The following is an 18,429-nucleotide window of genomic DNA, read 5'->3' on the forward strand; positions in this document are numbered from 1 at the left end:
TTATCGCCCACAAAAAAAGGGCCGATTCCAATAGAATCGGCCCTTTCACTATTCAAAATCAGGCTGCGAATCAGCCTCCAAACCATCCAGGAGAGATAACTTCTAAAGCTTTTGTGTAATGTACACGCAAATCTTCAAGTTTACCTGTGATCATCTTCTCTTCTTCACCCAAGCTTACAGGACAAATTTCCTGCATTTGCTCAACAACACCATCAAGCTCTCTCATGATGGACTTCATCATAATAATCTGATCTTTGAGGACAGAAGATTTATCATCTGCTAAAACATCATAAAGGCGAGCTTTCCATGAGTTAAGCTCCATTTCAAGACCTTTACAGTAATTTTTAACAGCCTTCTTTTTACCTTCCTCAGTGCTACAACCGTCAATCCCTAGACAACTCGGGCATGGTCCTGGATAATCCATATTCGCCATAACAAGCCTCCTGAATCGGTTTAAGTTATTCGAAGCCTAAGTGTAACACCAACAAATCTATTATAAAACTATTTCTTGTAATTCTTTACAAAGTTTTTAAGAATGATCTAACATACTTAATTAACTATTCAATATCAACTCCAACGAGAAATATACTCATTTACATTGAATTTACGACGACACCCACGCTCATTCATATAGCGAACAGTTCCATAAACAGGCCGCCCCTTCCAAGCACGATCATGTAATCCCGCTATGGACCAAAGAGCCCCCACGTATCCATTCGGAGACCTTCCATCAAGCTGATAACGATCATTTAATATTATCGCCGTTTTGAGTGCATCCTCAGGCGAAGGTGACCATTCTAGTATTTTCTTAGCCCAGTACATCCGCATGTAACCGTGCATATACCCTGTCCTGCGCATTTGGTTCTGGGCTGCATTCCACAAAAGAGAATGCGTACGTCCCTGCTCAAATTCTTCGCGGGTATATACGTATTGACGCGGGTCAGCTCGATGCTCATCAAGAGTCTTAACTGCCCAATTGGGTGCTCCGTTTAAGGATGCATAATCTGGATTATAGAAACAAAAATTTTCTGACAGTTCACGGCGGACAATCAGTTCTTCCAAGAACGCATCCTGTCCTTCACCGCCACCTGTGCCGTGCACATCCAAAGCAGCTCTTTGCGGGGCTAATTGCCCAAAATTAAAATATGCGGATAGACGAGAAGTGGCTTCTGCATTGGGGTCATTACGCTTCTCTGCATAATTTTTAAGCTTATTTTTGATGAAGAACTGCAACGCTATGCTTGCTGCAATCTCTCCAGGATCAGTTTCAACAGGCAGAATTGACCTATCCACATTAATAGCTCGATAAGCTCCATTCCAATCCGGGGGATCGACATCGGGAGGAGAAATATTCATAGGTGTTATTTTTGGGAATTCTTCTAAGAATTCAAAGAGAAGGCGATGTATTTTAAGCCTGATAGTGCGGGCCGAATATTCATGTTTATCTGAAACAAAGCGGGCAGGAACAATGTTTCGTCCATCAACTTCCATAAGCGGAATATGCAATGCACCAGCGGCAGCCCTCTGCCACGACTGTTCCATTTTCAATGGATTAAAGTCAGTGACCACAACACTCGCACCAATTTCATTTGCAAACTTCACCAGCTCAGCGGCAGGAGATCCCACGCGAAGAACAAATGGAATACCTAACTTCGATAAACCTCCGGCAACCTCTTCAAGCCCCTTAAGCATGAAATCACACTGCCGAAAAGTAGCACACATAAAACTTGGCGACATTACAAAAACAACTACCAGCGGACGCGAATCCCCAGCTAGCATACGAGCATGAATCAGCCCCCAGTTATCCTGAACACGGTGCTCACGGCTCATCCAATAAAGCACGGGACCACCGCAACTATCAGGATTTCCGATATTTGATATATCATTCAGGGCATAAATACGTTTTTCATTCACCCGCATAAGGTTCCTGCTTGATTTGATTGTTACACTTTCGGCAAGTGGCACCTAGGAGCACTACCCTTTATCAGAGTCGGACCCTCTAGAACTTTACATGAAGTATTAGCAGCTAGTGCCTTTGCCATCCCCTTGAAAACTATGCTGTGAAACGGATATACACTCCACCAATACGCTAGCCCGCCAACTCCGCGGGGTAAAAAGCGGGCCGTCATTGTCAGCACAGTCTTTTCGTCCCCTTCCGGTTCCAGCGTAAATTCGAGTAACGCCTCGCCTGGTACTTTCATTTCCGCAAGCAGCAAGAGTCTCTCGTCCGGCTGAACATCAATAACCCGCCAAAAATCCAATGCGTCGCCGACCATAACATTTTCAGAGTTCCTACGTCCCCGATTAAGACCTACACCGCCGAAAATTTTATCAATCAGGCCGCGAATTTGCCATAGAAAATTCCAACTGTACCAGCCGTTTTTTCCGCCGATTCCGAGAATATCTTTCCATAATTTTTCACGACAACCCTCAAGCTTGATCCGGTATGCCGTATGAAAAACAGTTCCTCCAGCATAGCCAGCATCACCGCAGGCGGCCCATTCAGGATTGCTGATTGCCCCTGCATCAGACCAACACGAGTCAACAATCTGTTGCTGAACTTTATCGAGCGCCCTTCGTATGGCTAAACGACAGTCAGTCAATTCACATGGCATAATGTCACGAATGCGGTAATCTTTGCAAACCACCCGGTTACGGAGCCCCATAACTAGAGGCCTGGCAAGGCCTAGAGGGATGGGAGAAACCAGTCCAAGCCAGCACGATGAAAGGTACGGGGTAAGAAGTGGGACAGGTATTATTAGACGTCTGTGTAATCCTGCTTCGTCCTGATAAATTCGAAACAACCGTTCGTATGTTTCAATATAAGGACCACCGATATCGAAAGCATCTCCGACTGTCTCCGAATGTTCAAGACTTCCGGCAAGGTAAAAAACCACATCACGGATGCTGATAGGCTGAGTTTCTGTCTGTACCCATTTCGGGGTTATCATCACAGGTAAACGATCTACTAGATAGCGGATCATTTCAAATGAGGCACTACCTGATCCGAGAATTACGCCCGCCCTGAATATGGTGCAAGGGACTTTACCGCCTGACAAAATCTCGCCGACTTCAGCCCGTGATTTCAAATGATGGCTGATGTGCGGATCGTCAGGGATCAATCCTCCTAAATATATGATTCTCTCAAGTCCGGCTTCTTGTGCTCCTTGGACAGCATTCTGTGCGGCAGTACGGTCTTTTGCCGCAAAATCTCCTCCACTACCCTGCATGGAATGCACGAGGTAATAGGCGGCATAACATCCACTGAGTACATTCAGTAATGATGAGGAATCAAAAAGATCAGCAGCGGCAACTTCACAGCGCTCATGTGAGGCAAATGGACGACATTTAAGTTTGGATATTGAACGCCCCACAGCTCGAACCCGCCAACCTTTTTCAAGTAATTCAGGAACAAGCCTACCGCCGACATAACCAGTCGCACCAAGGACACAAATGATATAATTACTGCGGTCTTCACGGGAAATATTATCCAATGAATATTCACCACTTTGATTTTTTATCAAGTCAGACATGATCCCTCAATATAAGTTATGCAGGACAAGGGTTAAAGCCAAAGGCAACCCGACTTTTCCAATTATCGTTCAAAAATCACCCTAACTATATAGCACTTAAAGATGGAAAGCTACATTCAGCCAATTTAAATGATAGATAATAATTGCGCAAAACTGAGCAGGCAACAAGCCCGACAAAAAATGTTATTTTAAGTATCTACAAATATCATTAAGAGAACCTATAACCTTGTTGACAGGCTACATTGAGAGCTATACGTTTCAAAAATGCATACCCTGAAAGAACCCACGAACCTAATCCTTTTCGCCGAGATAGGCTTAGGCCTCATCATTCTTATTACAAGTGCGGCATGCTACCGAAGCTTGGTTAAGCATATCCGCAAAAATGAAGAAGAGCTGTATCGCTTCACCAAAACGACTTTCACCATACTTATATCATTCATATGTGCATTCATGGTTAGTTATTCGCTTGTACTATTTTCCGTAATATTTGATCAACATTATAACTTTAATTCGTTATTCGGACCGATACTTTTCCTTGGATCCGTATATGTTCTCGCCACTGCTTATTTCAATGTGGGATTATTTAAAAAACTACTGGCTTCGAATGTAGAGCTAAAAAAACAGACCCTTCACGATTACATGACAGGCCTACCAAACAAGCTTTTCCTCATACGCAAAATAGATCAGGCTCTCGCAAAAAAACGCAAAAACCCAAAAAATTGTTTCGCTATTGCATTTATTGATATTTTGAATTTCAAGCGTGTAAATGACAGTTTCGGCCACATTATCGGTGATAAAGTCCTAATTCAAACATCTAAAAGAATAGCAAGTGCTGTCCGCAAAGTAGATACAGTGGGAAGGCTCGGCGGAGACGACTTTATCATTTTGATAGAAGACGTAACCCCGCGTGAAGCTATCTGGTTCATGAAAAAAATACGCGGAATCCTAATAAATCCATATAATATAGATGGAATAGAATTTAAACTAGATATCAGCTATGGAATCTGCACAGATGAGTATGAAAGGCAAAGCGAAAATGGACGGCCTGCAGACCTTATCAACAAAGCTAATATGGCCATGCGTCGCTCAAAAAAACGTGGCAAAAACAACTTTACAATGTTTGTTGAGTCAATGTTTAACTCTGCCCAAGATTTATTAAAATTTGAAAATGATTTCAAAAACGGGCTAGTTAACAATGAATTCATCCTTGTTTTTCAGCCACAATACAGACTTCACCCTGAGCTGACGGTTTCAGGATTTGAGGCCCTTGTGCGCTGGAATCACCCAAAGAAAGGCTTAATAAGTCCCTTAGAATTTATCCCGATTGCGGAAAAAACCGGACTGATACTAAAATTAGACAGATACGTTCTTGATAATGCCTGTAGAATATGGTCCGAATGGCTGCACAAAAACCCACTCTGCTCTAAGCAGCATATATCAGTGAACATAAGCGCTTCACATGTTACAGACTCATCATTTATCCGTTTAGTTCAAGCAACAATATTGAAATACGGACTTCCAGATGACTCGTTAGTAATAGAAATAACTGAATCAGCAATTGTTGACGCCCCGGGCTTAGCATCTCAAAAACTCAATTTGCTACAAAGTTTAAACGTTAAATGCGCGATTGATGATTTCGGAACTGGCTATTCATCATTAGCATATCTAACAAGGTTCCCGACTGACATTCTTAAAATAGATCGTAGTTTCATTGATGGAATAGAGTCATCCACAAGCGCAAAACAAATAGTAAAGTCTGTTATTGATCTGGCACACGGAATGAACATGATCGCGATTGCAGAAGGCGTTGAACTTTACTCTCAAATGAAGATCCTCGAAGATCTCAAATGTGACATCGTCCAAGGTTTTTTTCTAGCAAAACCTCTCTCTGAGGAAGAAGCTTTTGCGGTCTCAAAAGAAGTAAAATCTATAAGACCGACACAATAAGGATTTCTCTACCATCAAAAAAAATGGTCCCCCCGCTTTATTAGGGCAACCATTTAAATGTATTGTCATTTATTGAAGCAGTGAACTTCTAAGCTGTGGGATGATGAGACTTACACCCTTCAAGTTTATCCTCCTGCAAGCACAACCAGACGAGGTAAATTGCACCCACAATAGGAATCAGCAATAAAATAACCATTCGTCTACTTCGCCCTATGCAATGCAAGCGGCGCATAATAAGAGCTATACTAGGCAGCACTGTAGCAACCACATAAACACCTAACAGTGTGTTTAAAACCTTGAGAGCAAACAAATTTTCGACACTGAAAATTGCAATCTCAAAAGCGACTATCACAGCAGTGCTGATCATAGCAAAAGCACAAAATTCATCTCTCTTAGCTTTGCCAAAAAAATCGCTGAACTTTTTAAAAACTTCAAAATATAATTTCATTCTTATTCCCTTTTTCTCTAATCAAATTACCACAAAAATAGCGTAATATTGACGTAAAACGTACCATGGCAGAAGATTTCACCCCCCTGAACATGGTAAGCTACCATCACTAAAGTTTTCACCATTCTCAAGAATAATTTGTCAAGAAAATCTTCTCTTAAGATTTTTTTCACAATCTTAAAATTGCAATATTCTACTGAAATTAATCGGCAACTACCACACAGTTTCTACTGATGTCTTTCGCCTTGTATAGAGCTCGATCAGCTCTTTTAATCAAATCTTCACTGCTTTCCCCTTTAACAAAGCTGGCAACTCCAAAGCTAGCGGTAACACTACCTTTCACAGCCTCGAACCTGAGAGCCTCAACCCTACCTCTGAGCTTCTCTGCTAAACGGGTGGCTCCATCAATCTTTACTTCGGGACAAATAATTAAGAATTCTTCTCCGCCCCAGCGGCCCACAACATCTGTTTCTCTTACATTTCCTGAAAGCAAACAGGAAATTGCGACAAGAACAGTATCCCCGACATGATGTCCGTAAGTATCATTAACTTTTTTAAAGTGATCTATATCCAGAATTATCACGGAAAAATAAGAATGATAGCGACCGGCTCTAGCCAGTTCGCGCTTCATTTCTTCATCAAGCATATGCCTGTTAAAGACACCTGTCAGCCTGTCGGTTTTATAAAGTGAATCCAACTTGGAGTTCATCAAAATGAGCTTCTTATTATATCTGGAAACAATATTATATCTATATAAAAGCAACAAGGGGAACACAGACAGTCCCGCCAGGATCTTCCATAGAAGCGAGTAATCAAGGCCTTTATCATAGTGTACAGTTATCCAGCTATTGTGCAGTTCCTGCCGCTCATTATTTGAAAATGAAGCTATCCCCTTATTTAGAATAGAAAGCAGTTGCGGCATGTCATTTCTGACTCCGATAGCAAGGTCATAGCTAATATCTAACTGACCAGAAATCTTAACATCAAACAGACCATTTTTTTGAATTTGGTAGCTGATAGAAGAGACAGTATCGATGTACCCGAACACGCCCTTTTCATGAACCTTTTCAAGCCCTGTAAGAGCGTCTTCGACCTCAACAATTTTCAGATTAGGATACTTTTCTTTCAGTAATTCAATAGCAGCATAATTCTTAACAACTGCAAAAGTCTGATCAGCCACAGCATCAAAATTATCAACAAATAATTCATCACGGCTAGTTGCTACAACCAAAGGAAATGACAAATAAGAAGATGTAAAATTTAAGTATTTAAGACGCTTGGGAGTGGGTATGACTGATGGTATAATATCACATTTACGCTCTCTGACAAAAGAAAGAGTCTGCCCCCATGAGTCAGTGGGAACCAGCTGAAACTTCTTGCCTACCCGCATAGAAAGAAGCTTCATGTAATCTGCGACAAGGCCAACATACTCACCATTTTTATCCACAAGTTCATAAGGCATCCAGCTTGGATCAACACACATAGTGATAGAATCTATTCCGTTCAGGAATTTCTGCTCATCATCATCAAAAATAATCTGATCCACTGTGTAATCTGGAAAGCTGCTTCCAGCGAGCCACTTATTTCTAATTAGCAATTTTTCGTAATCTGGAATCGAAGCCAGCCCCTTATTAAGAATACTAATCGCTTCAGGCCAGTCTTTGCGAACGCCAAAAACAAGCTTTAACTCTTCCCCAAGAGGATATGCAATCTGTAAATATGGAAGACCTAGCTTATTTGCAGAATATATTGTTGCTCCGTTCCCAAATGTAGCATCTGCCTCATTATGGACAACAGCCTCAATCACCTCTTTGATCGTTTCAAATTCTATAATGCGCAATCCATCGATAGTTCTAGCTAGCTTCTCGTCAACCATGTTGCCTTTATGAACGGCAAGGACTTTACCCTTCAAATCCTCATTACTTTTAATATTTTTGGGATTCCCAAGAGAAACAAGCAACATCTTCTGTATGCCCATATATGAATCTGAAAAGTTCAAATATTCTTTGCGTTCCTCATGAACCGCTCCAGTGCTAAGTCCATCAATTAAGCCAGCTTTAGCCCTTTCCTGCATTTCGACCCAATTACCGGCCTCCAATTGAAAATTAGCACCTGTAGCCTTATTAATTCTGCTTAGGATATCAGCATCTATCCCTGAAATAGAACCATCCTGATTGAGAATAACGTGCGGTTCCCAATCCTTCTCAGTTCCCAATTTTATTTCAGGGTGAGCTATAATGAAGGCGGCTTCTTCTTTTGTTAATTCAACACCAGAAGATGGAACGGCAAAACAAATCTCTGCCCCCCCGACCAACGTCAGTAAAGCCAAAAATAGGAGCATATAATTCAAAAGTCTTTTCATAGCTTTCCATATTTTAATATCATGTTTATCTATGCTTATACTGCAAAATTCAATCAAGTCCAAATACTTCTGAATTTATACCTCTAAAGTGATTACCCATCATTATAATAAAAAGAAAACGCAAACATCCAAATGAGCACTAAAGAACATCTCATATTATCAGTATAATATCACCAAAAATTAAAAGGCCCGGAAGAATAATCTTCCGGGCCTTCTAAATGCTTTCATCTAATAAAGTGGGTCAAGGTTACTTAACAGCCAACTCTTCCTGATACTTGTTATAATCGTCAATGCTGACAAAATAGTCAGGATCTGACAGCACATTTACAATACATATCTTTTCAGCCTTTTTAATCAAACGAACGCAGTCAGGGCTGAGGTGCCATAAATGAATCGTTTTGCCTGAACGTAAATAAAGCTCAGTAATTTTATTGATTATCTCAATGGCTGACTGGTCCATAATGCGGGACTCTTCGAAATCAATAATGACAACATCAGGGTCATCCTCCACATCGAACTTGCTAAGGAACAAAGTTGTTGAACCGAAAAATAGCGGCCCGTATATTTTGTAATGTTTATAACCGTGTTCATCGATTGTCTTACGAGCACGAATGCGCAGTGCATTTTCCCATGCGAAAATTAACGCGGAAATGATTACGCCGCAGATTACCGCGATGGCCAAATCATATTTAACAGTAAGGAAAGTAACCAATACGATTACAATAACATCCCATTTGGGAACCTTATTAATGATATTAAATGTGCTCCATGCGAAAGTTTTGATAACCACGATAAACATGACACCAACTAAAGCCGCGATGGGAACCATTTCAATGTAAGTGGAGGTGAACAGGATAAAGAACAACAGAGCCAGCCCTGCAGTGATACCGGAAAGACGGCCACGACCACCCGAAGTGATGTTGATGATGCTCTGCCCGATCATTGCACACCCACCCATTCCGCCGAAAAGGCCGTTGGTGAAGTTTGCAATTCCCTGCGCGATACACTCGCGGTTTCCGTTACCATGAGTGCTGGTCAATTCGTCAATCAGTGTCAAAGTCATCAAGGACTCAATCAGTCCGATTGCAGCAAGAATCAACGCGTAAGGAGTAATAAAAGTTACGCTCTCCCACGTAAGCGGGATTTGAGGGATAGCAAAGCTCGGCAGTCCCGCCTTGATCCCTGTTCCACCATTAACCTGAATGAAAGAAAGTACAGTTGCAGTATCTATTTTAACAAAAATTACGAGAAGAGAAACAGCGATAATGGCGATAAGTGCGCCGGGAGCTTTACTATATATCATGGGAACAGTGAACAAAATAGCCATGGTCAAAGCAACAAGCCCGACCATTATCCACATTGAATCACCCTGAATCCATGCGCCGCCTTCCTGAAACATCTTGAGCTGGGAAAGAAAAATCACGATGGCAAGGCCGTTTACAAACCCCATCATAACTGAGCGCGGAACCATACGGATGAATTTACCTAAGCGGAAAATACCAAACAGCCCCTGAAAAATCCCGACAAGCAGCAAAGTAAAGAATAGATATTGAAGTCCTGCATTTGAACCTGCTCCGCCAAGGGCATTACCCTCTAAAACAAGGTTCACCATAACAACTGCCATGGCTCCGGTTGCGCCGGAAATCATACCAGGCCTTCCGCCCAGAATAGCAGTTATGATGCACATCATGAATGCACCATACAATCCTACAATTGGAGAAACTCCTGCTACAAAGGAAAATGCGACAGCTTCAGGCACCAATGCCAGAGCAACCGTAAGTCCTGAAAAAATATCACTTTGAATACTGCCCTTAGAATTTGAAACTAAAGTATGACTGGCTTCCATCAAAAAAATCCTTATTTTAAGTACACAAAAAAAGGCAAGACCTAGAGGCCCGCCTAACGCTATGTGAAATATTAGAGCGCGTTGATTACGACAAGGCAAAACGTTACCCATAAAGGGGAACGCTATTATGTCTAAAAAGTTACAATAGTAACTAAAAGCCCCTAAATCGGGCTACTAGTCTGGAATGATTGCTATTACTTATGAAAACTGAAGAGGTACTAAAGGAGGGTACATCGGAATCGTGTGCATAAATATAAGACTTACTCTCAAGTAGAACGTAGTTATATAGTTTCTACAACACAGTCAACCCATATTTACTGCAACATTTATATAGACCGATATAATTACACTTTTTATAAACCACTTTTACCTTAAGCCCTAAAGCGACATGCAATCAACTTACAATACTACTTGCTAACACTACTTCAGAAAGTAGTTTATAGTGCCGGACTGGTTATAGTTCATTAACGCTGGACTATTTCCTACTTTTACGATCATTGTTATTAGTCAAACACTTAAAAGGAGTTCCAATGCTTAAATATTTATTACCTCTCTGTATTTCTATATTCTTGTTAGCGGGCGCAGCTTTTGCTGAACCTATAAAAACAGGAGAGTCTTTCCCTGATGTCACGTTGACAGGTAACCAGACTTCCGCACAGCAATCCTACCTTGGATTGTCTGGTAATGGTCCCTGGAAATTGACCGACATTAAAGCTGACTATGTCGTCATCGAAATTTTCAGCATGTATTGTCCGCACTGTCAGGCAGAGGCTCCGATGGTAAATGAACTATTTACCGCTTTGAAAAAATCAAAATCAGCTGATACAATAAAGCTGATTGGAGTAGGAGTTGGTAATTCAAACTTTGAGATCAACTTTTTCAGGAAAAAATTCCAAGTTGAATTACCGCTATTTGATGATTTAGACTTCAAGATTCATGCTGAAACAGGCGCCCCCGGCACTCCGCATTTCTTTTTAATTAAACTTGATGGAAAGAATAAGCCGCAAACAGCACTATCCTTCGCAGGAAGAATGGAAAGCCCTACACAGTTTTTGAAGACTTTGCAGGACGCGGCTAAATAGCTGAAACTCTGAAAATCAGGGAGAATTCATGTCCAAACACATCCGAATTTACAGCGCACTTGCAGCCCTTCTGCTATGCGTCTGCATAACGCCAGCAATGGCAAAAGTACCTGCGGAGCTCGTTTACCAACCCGGCAAACTTAAACCAGTGGACAGTGTTCTGAAAGTTGCAGTGGGCGAAATGGCCCCGGACTTCACCCTACCGTCTGTTTCTGGAGAAGATGTACAGCTATCTTCTTTCCGTGGAAAAAAGAATGTAGTGTTATCATTTGTTCCAGCGGCTTTCACTCCGATATGTTCCGACCAGTGGCCCGGATATAACATTGCGCAAGAACTGTTTGAGCAAAGCGACGCAATTCTACTAGGAATTACAGCCGACAACACTCCCACTCAGTACGCTTGGACTAAGCAAATGAGTGACGGAGGGGTCTGGTTTCCGGTACTTTCAGACTTCTGGCCTCACGGCAAAGTCGCACAGCAATACGGGATATTAAGACCTGAAGGGGTTACAGAGCGAGCTATCTTCATCATCGATAAGAAAGGTATCATCCGCTATATTGATGTTCATGACATCAACACCCGCCCCGATTTAGGCGGTATCATCAGAGCATTACAAAGCGTTAAATAGATAAAAATAGAGTGAGTATTAAAGCCGGTTCAGGTTTTAATACTCACTTTTTTTGCTCCATCCAATTAGCCGCAGCTTTCTAATCGCAGACAACGCCTTTGCCAGACCGCATTTTATGAATTTAACTTCTATCTTAAGACTTTTAGATTCCTGCTTACTAATTTTACAAACCTCTGTGGGTTTTGAATCTCTATCTGTCAATTTTTCATCCCTCGCGAATTTTATTTAATAATTAAATCGCCCTTTCTTCGTGTCGACACACTCCCTTATTGATGTAAGCATGTATTTAGCTTTCATTTTACACGCCAAAGTAATCGCTATAAACATCCAATTTACGCGCGACAAAACAATCTGCGGGGAGTATCACGTGATTATAGATAGTTTAGAGCATGCCTCCAAATATAAATTCGGACCTGCATGGGAAAAAACATTTGAGTTTCTAGCCAAAGTAGATCCAGCCATTGAAGAAGGAAAACACATTATCGATGGCGACAACGTATTTGCGCTGGTCAGCGAATATAAAACTAAAGACTACGACAAGGGACGCTTTGAAGCGCACCGAAAATATGTAGATATCCAGTTCCTCATTTCTGGACGGGAAAAACTTGGCTATGCAAGCTTGCAAGCTCTTGAAGAAGAAACTCCATATGATAGTGAACGCGACGTAGAATTTTTAAAAGACCTACCAGAAGTACCTTCCATCTCGACACTCATTCCGGGAATTTTTATGGCATTTTTCCCGCAAGATGGTCATATGCCGGGGCTTGCGTATGATAAACCTGAACCTGTCAAAAAAATAGTTATTAAGATTGCTATTAACGCTCTCTAGACTCTTAAGGCTTCACCAATCAGACATCATTAGCCCCGAGTTATAACAGTTAACATTCTTGCGTGCCTAAAAACTGCATGATATTCTGGTTTATAAAATTTGATTCATTGTGAAAAATATTTGCGAAACCTATGCACCGCGTATTTTAAATATCAGGGAGAAAACTTGAATGACTAAATATATATCTGCTGGAAAACTGAGCATATCCCTCCCTCTGTACGAACTTATTGAGCAAAAAATAGCTCCCGGCACAGGCTTTTCGCCTAGAGATTTCTACGAAGCCTTTGAAGGTATTCTGCTTAAATTCAGCGAACGCAACAAAGAGCTACTAAATGTACGCGACAATTTGCAGCAACGCATTGATGAATGGCATTTAGCGCATAAAACGCACGCCCCTGCCGCATATAAAAATTTCCTCTACGAAATCGGATATCTCGTTCCCGAAGGCGATGATTTCATGATCACCACTGACAATGTTGATCCGGAAATTGCGTCCATCGCAGGTCCGCAGCTTGTTGTTCCTGTGACAAATCCCAGATATTCGCTGAACGCCGCTAACGCCAGATGGGGCAGTCTCTATGATGCGCTTTATGGAACAGACGTGATTTCCGACGATGATGGAGCGGCTAAAGGTAAAAATTTCAACCCGATAAGAGGTGCAAAAGTAGTAGCATACGGCGCCGATTTTCTAGATATGGCTGTGCCACTCGAGACCGGAAGCCACAAAGAGGCCATCAACTACGATTTCGGAACAAGCGCGCTTCTTATCACCTTACAAGGCGGCGCCACTACAACCTTAGCGGACCCTGAACAATTTATAGGGTACGTGCTTGAACCAACACTGGGCATACTTCTTAAAAACAATGGCCTTCACATCGAAATCCAGATCGACCATGAAGACATCATAGGTAAGAACCACCTTGCTGGAGTAAAAGATGTTATAATTGAATCGGCGATTACAACCATTGCTGATTGTGAAGACTCCGTTGCCGTTGTGGACGGCACTGATAAGGCTTTAACTTACGGAAACTGGTTGGGACTTATCAAAGGCGACCTTTCTACTGAGTTCACTAAAGGCGGCAAAACCATCACCCGTACAATGCAAGCCGACAGAGAATATATCGGACTTACTGGCGAAAGCATAAACCTATCTGCCCGAAGCATGCTACTCATCCGAAATGTCGGACATCTCATGACGACAGACGCAATTTTACTTGATGGAAAAGAAATTCCAGAAGGCATTTTAGACGGAGCAATGACTGGGTTTATATCCTTACATGACTCCAATGAAAATAGCCGCTATCTCAACAGTAAATGCGGAAGCACATATATAGTCAAACCCAAAATGCACGGACCTGATGAAGTTAAATTTACCTGCGAATTATTCTCAGCAATTGAAGGAGCATTAGGCCTTGCGCCGCGCGCCTTAAAACTCGGGATAATGGATGAAGAGCGGCGCACGACTCTCAACCTGAAAGAATGCATCAGAGCTGCCAGCGATCGCGTAATTTTTATTAACACAGGATTTCTCGATAGAACGGGTGATGAGATTCACACCAGCATGGAAGCCGGACCTATGGTTCCCAAGAATGACATGAAATCTCAAAGCTGGATTATTGCATATGAAGACTGGAACGTGGACACCGGACTTAGCGCAGGATTCAGTGGCAAAGCACAAATAGGTAAAGGCATGTGGCCCAAGCCGGATATGATGCACGAAATGGTTGAGACCAAAATAGCTCATCCCGAATCTGGAGCAAATTGCGCCTGGGTTCCATCCCCCACAGCAGCAACTCTGCACGCCATGCATTATCACACGGTCAATGTCTTTACCCGTCAACATGAACTGCTAGGATCTGAGCGCGCAAACCTCGATGAACTTCTAACCATTCCACTACAAACAGCCCCCCTTACGAAGGACGTCATTCAGCATGAATTGGATAACAACGTACAGGGTATTCTAGGGTACGTTGTTGGTTGGATTGATCGGGGCGTCGGTTGCTCCAAAGTGCTCGACATAACAAATGTAGGGCTAATGGAAGACCGTGCAACCCTGCGTATATCCAGCCAATATCTCGCAAACTGGATGCACCACAATATTTGTTCGGAAGAACAGGTCATGGAATCTTTAAAACGTATGGCTGCAATCGTTGATAAGCAGAATGTGAATACTGGCGGCTACACTCCGATGTCCGCAAATTTTGAAAACAGCATAGCTTTTAAGGCTGCGTGCGATCTTATCTTTAAAGGAAGATCCCAGCCCAGCGGCTATACTGAGCCCATTCTTCACGCTCGCAGACAGGAAAAAAAGAAAGAACTTGAAAGACTTACAACGGCTTAACAGCTGCGCTTTTAGCGCAAAATTCAAAGGTTAAAGAAGTACAAGAGAAACTAGTCCAACCCGAACATTTAGTATATTGGGCACTGAGACATTCAAATCAGCAACAATAATATATGCTCATTTTAGCTTTTTTCAGGAGATTCAATGTTTACTAAGACCAAGTTGGTTATATTTGCAGCTATGATCATTATCATGGCTGGATCTTTCGCTCACGCTGACACTATTCACCTTGTGAATGGTGATAAGCTGACCGGAAAAATCAACGTAATGAAAAACGGCAAGTTAAAATTAAAAACAACTTATGCCGGAGAAATTACAATTGACTGGGGACAGGTTGCCTCTCTTGATTCTGATGAGCCTATGAACGTTTTCGTAAAGCCTGATCCTGCAACGGCAAGTGAACTGACTATTGCGGATTCAAAATCTGAGCAGACGAAAGAAGTCGGTACAGAGCAAGGAATTAAAACAGATACGGTTGCCGCCATTAATTCCACACCCAAAGATTACACTCTGAAAGGTGGGGTTCGCGCTGGTTGGAACAAAGCTTCAGGTAATACGCGCAAAGAAAATGTAAGCGCAGCTTATGATATATCGTATGCGATAGGGAAGAATCGTTGGAAATCAAATGGCGATCATTACTGGGGAACATCGAAAGGTAAACGAACCGATTACAACTGGCTTCTATCAGCTGATTACAACCGCTTTTTGGATGAAAAAGTCTTTGTGACCGGATCGGGTCAGATTCAGCAAGATCAATTTCAGGACTTGGAACTGCGCTCGATAATCGGGACAGGACTTGGGTATCAATTTTTCGACAGTAACGAATTGACTCTGTCAGTCGAAGCTGGGCCTGCGTATGTCTGGGAAGATTACACAACCCGTTCCAGCCGTGATTTCGTAGCAGGAAAATGGGGCATAGATTTCAATTGGTGGGCTGTGCCCGAAAGGCTCAAGCTGTTCCACAATCAGATGGGACTTGTCAGTATGGAAGATTCTAAAAACTGGCTCTGGCAATCTCGCTCAGGCGTAATGTTTCCAATTATAGATAGATTCTTCGGGTCGTTTCAGTACAATTACGACTGGACCAACGACCCCGTTCCCGGAAAGACACAGGACGATTCACGCATCATGTTTAACCTAGGATATTCTTTCGCAGATTTTCCGTGGATGTCTGATTGAGAATAGAATCAAGTCTCTGATAAAAAAAGATAAGACAGCTTTTACCAGCTTAATATAAAATAATTGTGCCCATCTTAGCGGAAAACCGCTTAGATGGGCACATTCAATTCTAGCTCCACTATGAAAGACAAAAGGGACGCAACGGTTCGAACGCTTCGCTATCTTCATGATAATCAAGAATGCGCCCATCTTTAAGGTCGAAATACCATCCAAAAATTTCCAGATCCCCCTTCTCTACTTGCTCAGCAACCCAGGTAAAAGTCATTAAATTATCCATAGAATGAACTATCCCTTCCATTTCACAGGCTGCGCATGCTTCTACACTTGCTTTTTTTCCATCCAGAGCAAAACGAGCTATGACTTTATCGCGCACTGAACCCAAAATCGAAAGCCACCTAGTTATGAACTCATCTTCTGGAGCAAGCTTGTTGTCCATCAGAGCCTTGATCCCACCGCAACCGCTGTGCCCGAGGATAATGATATTTTTAACCTTTAAAGACTTAACTGCGTATTCCAGAGCAGACGAAACCCCATGATGCATGGAGTCAGGTTCATAAGGGGGGACAATATTGGCAATATTCCGGACAACAAAGATCTCACCCGGCTCGCATTGCAAAATAAGAGAAGGATCAGTGCGCGAATCACTGCACGCAATAACCATAGTCGATGGTTCCTGATGATTCTGCAATTCTACAAAGGGCGAATCTTCGCGGCAATAGTATTCATCCCGAAATCGACTAAAACCATTAATGAGCTTATTGATTGCTTTCATATAAATTTATCACTTATTTTTTAATAATTATTATTCTTTTAACCGAACTATAACTTATCAGAATTTATAATTCTCATGAATTAAGCACGCATACAACAATAATAAATACATTAAAAAATCATCAATAAGGAGTTTAGAGTATATATTCTAAAGCCATAGTAATAATAGTGATCATAATGAAAGCTTAACTTTTATTATCCTCTTGGTCAGCTTGTCCAAGCAATATATTTACCCGGTTACGGCCAAGTTCTTTAGCTTTATAGAGGGCCATATCCGCGCGATGGATGACGTCATCAATGGACTGATCTCCTGCAATTGCTAATGTACCGCCAATACTGACAGTTATAGGACCAGAGAGCCCACACTGCGTGCCTAGATTCTCCTCTATTAAAAATCTGACGCGTTCAGCTACAAAAGCCAGATTATCTTCATCCGCTCCATCCATAACTAATAAGAACTCTTCTCCGCCATAGCGTCCAAAGAAATCATATGAGCGCAAAGAATCGGAAACAATACGAGCCAATTCCTTTAGTACGGCATCCCCTTTCTGATGACCAAAGTTATCGTTGACGCTCTTAAAATAGTCTACATCAATCATGAGACATCCAAGCTGAGTCAATTTGCGTTGATGCCGTCCGAACCCTTCACTAAGACGCTCTAAAATCGAAGCGCGGTTAGCCACGTTCGTCAATGCATCAACGGTAGCCATTTGTTTTAGAGAAGCCTGAGCCTTATCCAGACGCTCTTGCATATTGCGGAAGAAAACCCACATAATGAATACAAGCAAGGCAACGGAAACTATCCCCAAAGATAGAATTATAATATAATTATGAAACATCGATTTATTAATTTCATCCAACCCAAAGGCGACGCTGATACCCCCGCGCACCTCCCCGACCGAATATCCCTGCTTTGCATGGCACGCAAGACAGGACTGCTCGACAATAAGAGGAGCCATATAGCGCAGGCGCGTCCCGTTTGCATTCTCCTCTACCCAAAAAGCCTCCGTCTCACCGGATTCAAATGACTGCAATGCTTGAAGCTCAAAATTGTCCGGAGTGTTATTCGGATTCAACGGATTCAGACTTGTTATATTGAATGCATTAAGTTTTTTGTTCTTTGAAAGTTGCGAAAATTCACGAGTCATAATCGCTGGATTCTTCAAAGTAAGCTCACGCCCATCAGCGGCAAGTAGGTCTGGACTATCTAAATATGGATTAGACTCAACCCCTGGACCTTTGAATACATAAACACCACCGTGCATTGCTATCCACTCACGTATGATAACAATATTACTAAAGTGGGCTCTGGCCTGAACTCTCAAATGCTCTTGCAGAAGACTCTTATTGCGCAAGGCCAACGCAAGGAAAAGGCCTGCGATGCAAAGTCCCACCACCACACAAACAAGGTATAGATACCGCTTAACTATATTTTTTTCAGTATTCATAATTTTGTATATTCC

General features: G+C 42.1%; 14 protein-coding genes. 6 read left to right on the forward strand and 8 right to left on the reverse strand.

All coding sequences use genetic code 11. The features are described 5' to 3' along the window. Positions 1–70: 70 nt before the first annotated feature. The 3 genes from BR06_RS0103875 to BR06_RS0103885 form a co-directional block, all read right to left on the reverse strand. Positions 71–433 carry a hypothetical protein gene (locus BR06_RS0103875; protein ID WP_031480320.1) on the reverse strand — a complete coding sequence of 121 codons (363 nt, stop codon included), beginning with the start codon at positions 431–433 and terminating at the stop codon, positions 71–73. Positions 434–567: 134 nt separating this feature from the next. Further along, the gene (locus BR06_RS0103880; RefSeq protein ID WP_031480322.1) at positions 568–1,920 is read right to left on the reverse strand and encodes a deoxyribodipyrimidine photo-lyase; all 1,353 of its coding nucleotides are present in this window, start codon (positions 1,918–1,920) and stop codon (positions 568–570) included. 23 nt (positions 1,921–1,943) lie between these two features. Continuing rightward, on the reverse strand, positions 1,944–3,533 hold the full coding sequence (locus tag BR06_RS0103885) for an SDR family oxidoreductase (RefSeq protein WP_084154011.1): 1,590 nt from the start codon (positions 3,531–3,533) through the stop codon (positions 1,944–1,946). 264 nt (positions 3,534–3,797) lie between these two features. Here BR06_RS0103885 and BR06_RS0103890 point away from each other — a divergent pair, with 264 nt between their 5' ends. After that, on the forward strand, positions 3,798–5,480 hold the full coding sequence (locus tag BR06_RS0103890; protein ID WP_031480326.1) for a putative bifunctional diguanylate cyclase/phosphodiesterase: 1,683 nt from the start codon (positions 3,798–3,800) through the stop codon (positions 5,478–5,480). Positions 5,481–5,568: 88 nt separating this feature from the next. Here the strand turns inward: BR06_RS0103890 and BR06_RS0103895 are convergent, their stop codons facing one another. From BR06_RS0103895 to BR06_RS0103905, 3 genes are all read right to left on the reverse strand, one after another. Further along, entirely contained in the window at positions 5,569–5,928 is a 360-nt protein-coding gene (locus BR06_RS0103895) for a DUF805 domain-containing protein (protein WP_051676900.1), read from the reverse strand. Positions 5,929–6,130: 202 nt separating this feature from the next. Then, complete coding sequence (locus BR06_RS19595) at positions 6,131–8,290, reverse strand: transporter substrate-binding domain-containing diguanylate cyclase (protein ID WP_051676901.1); 2,160 nt, start codon at positions 8,288–8,290, stop codon at positions 6,131–6,133. Positions 8,291–8,537: 247 nt separating this feature from the next. Beyond that, positions 8,538–10,136 carry a SulP family inorganic anion transporter gene (locus BR06_RS0103905; RefSeq protein WP_031480332.1) on the reverse strand — a complete coding sequence of 533 codons (1,599 nt, stop codon included), beginning with the start codon at positions 10,134–10,136 and terminating at the stop codon, positions 8,538–8,540. Between the two features lie 530 nt (positions 10,137–10,666). Here BR06_RS0103905 and BR06_RS0103910 point away from each other — a divergent pair. From BR06_RS0103910 to BR06_RS0103930, 5 genes are all read left to right on the forward strand, one after another. After that, entirely contained in the window at positions 10,667–11,218 is a 552-nt protein-coding gene (locus BR06_RS0103910) for a peroxiredoxin family protein (protein ID WP_031480334.1), read from the forward strand. 28 nt (positions 11,219–11,246) lie between these two features. After that, a complete protein-coding gene (locus BR06_RS0103915; RefSeq protein ID WP_031480336.1) occupies positions 11,247–11,846 on the forward strand; it encodes a peroxiredoxin in 600 nt (199 codons plus the stop codon). Positions 11,847–12,213: 367 nt separating this feature from the next. After that, positions 12,214–12,675 carry a YhcH/YjgK/YiaL family protein gene (locus tag BR06_RS0103920; RefSeq protein ID WP_031480338.1) on the forward strand — a complete coding sequence of 154 codons (462 nt, stop codon included), beginning with the start codon at positions 12,214–12,216 and terminating at the stop codon, positions 12,673–12,675. Between the two features lie 169 nt (positions 12,676–12,844). After that, entirely contained in the window at positions 12,845–15,016 is a 2,172-nt protein-coding gene (locus BR06_RS0103925) for a malate synthase G (RefSeq protein WP_031480340.1), read from the forward strand. 144 nt (positions 15,017–15,160) lie between these two features. Continuing rightward, entirely contained in the window at positions 15,161–16,195 is a 1,035-nt protein-coding gene (locus tag BR06_RS0103930) for a DUF481 domain-containing protein (protein ID WP_031480341.1), read from the forward strand. Between the two features lie 118 nt (positions 16,196–16,313). Here the strand turns inward: BR06_RS0103930 and BR06_RS0103935 are convergent, their stop codons facing one another. Together BR06_RS0103935 and BR06_RS0103940 are read right to left on the reverse strand one after the other, a co-directional pair. After that, a complete protein-coding gene (locus BR06_RS0103935) occupies positions 16,314–16,967 on the reverse strand; it encodes a carbonic anhydrase (protein WP_031480343.1) in 654 nt (217 codons plus the stop codon). 184 nt (positions 16,968–17,151) lie between these two features. Beyond that, entirely contained in the window at positions 17,152–18,414 is a 1,263-nt protein-coding gene (locus BR06_RS0103940) for a diguanylate cyclase (protein WP_051676902.1), read from the reverse strand. Between the last annotated feature and the right edge of the window lie 15 nt (positions 18,415–18,429).

It is taken from the genome of Maridesulfovibrio frigidus DSM 17176, from assembly GCF_000711735.1.
Lineage (GTDB): Bacteria > Desulfobacterota > Desulfovibrionia > Desulfovibrionales > Desulfovibrionaceae > Maridesulfovibrio > Maridesulfovibrio frigidus.

Bases quoted from the DNA above. Each gene is read 5' to 3' on its own strand.
- BR06_RS0103940 (WP_051676902.1), bottom strand. From the start codon at position 18,414: ATGAATACTGAAAAAAATATAGTTAAGCGGTATCTATACCTTGTTTGT.
- BR06_RS0103925 (WP_031480340.1), top strand. From the start codon at position 12,845: ATGACTAAATATATATCTGCTGGAAAACTGAGCATATCCCTCCCTCTG.
- BR06_RS0103915 (WP_031480336.1), top strand. From the start codon at position 11,247: ATGTCCAAACACATCCGAATTTACAGCGCACTTGCAGCCCTTCTGCTA.
- BR06_RS0103895 (WP_051676900.1), bottom strand. From the start codon at position 5,928: ATGAAATTATATTTTGAAGTTTTTAAAAAGTTCAGCGATTTTTTTGGC.
- BR06_RS0103880 (WP_031480322.1), bottom strand. From the start codon at position 1,920: ATGCGGGTGAATGAAAAACGTATTTATGCCCTGAATGATATATCAAAT.
- BR06_RS0103910 (WP_031480334.1), top strand. From the start codon at position 10,667: ATGCTTAAATATTTATTACCTCTCTGTATTTCTATATTCTTGTTAGCG.
- BR06_RS0103930 (WP_031480341.1), top strand. From the start codon at position 15,161: ATGTTTACTAAGACCAAGTTGGTTATATTTGCAGCTATGATCATTATC.
- BR06_RS0103875 (WP_031480320.1), bottom strand. From the start codon at position 433: ATGGCGAATATGGATTATCCAGGACCATGCCCGAGTTGTCTAGGGATT.
- BR06_RS0103890 (WP_031480326.1), top strand. From the start codon at position 3,798: ATGCATACCCTGAAAGAACCCACGAACCTAATCCTTTTCGCCGAGATA.
- BR06_RS0103885 (WP_084154011.1), bottom strand. From the start codon at position 3,533: ATGTCTGACTTGATAAAAAATCAAAGTGGTGAATATTCATTGGATAAT.
- BR06_RS0103935 (WP_031480343.1), bottom strand. From the start codon at position 16,967: ATGAAAGCAATCAATAAGCTCATTAATGGTTTTAGTCGATTTCGGGAT.
- BR06_RS0103905 (WP_031480332.1), bottom strand. From the start codon at position 10,136: ATGGAAGCCAGTCATACTTTAGTTTCAAATTCTAAGGGCAGTATTCAA.
- BR06_RS19595 (WP_051676901.1), bottom strand. From the start codon at position 8,290: ATGAAAAGACTTTTGAATTATATGCTCCTATTTTTGGCTTTACTGACG.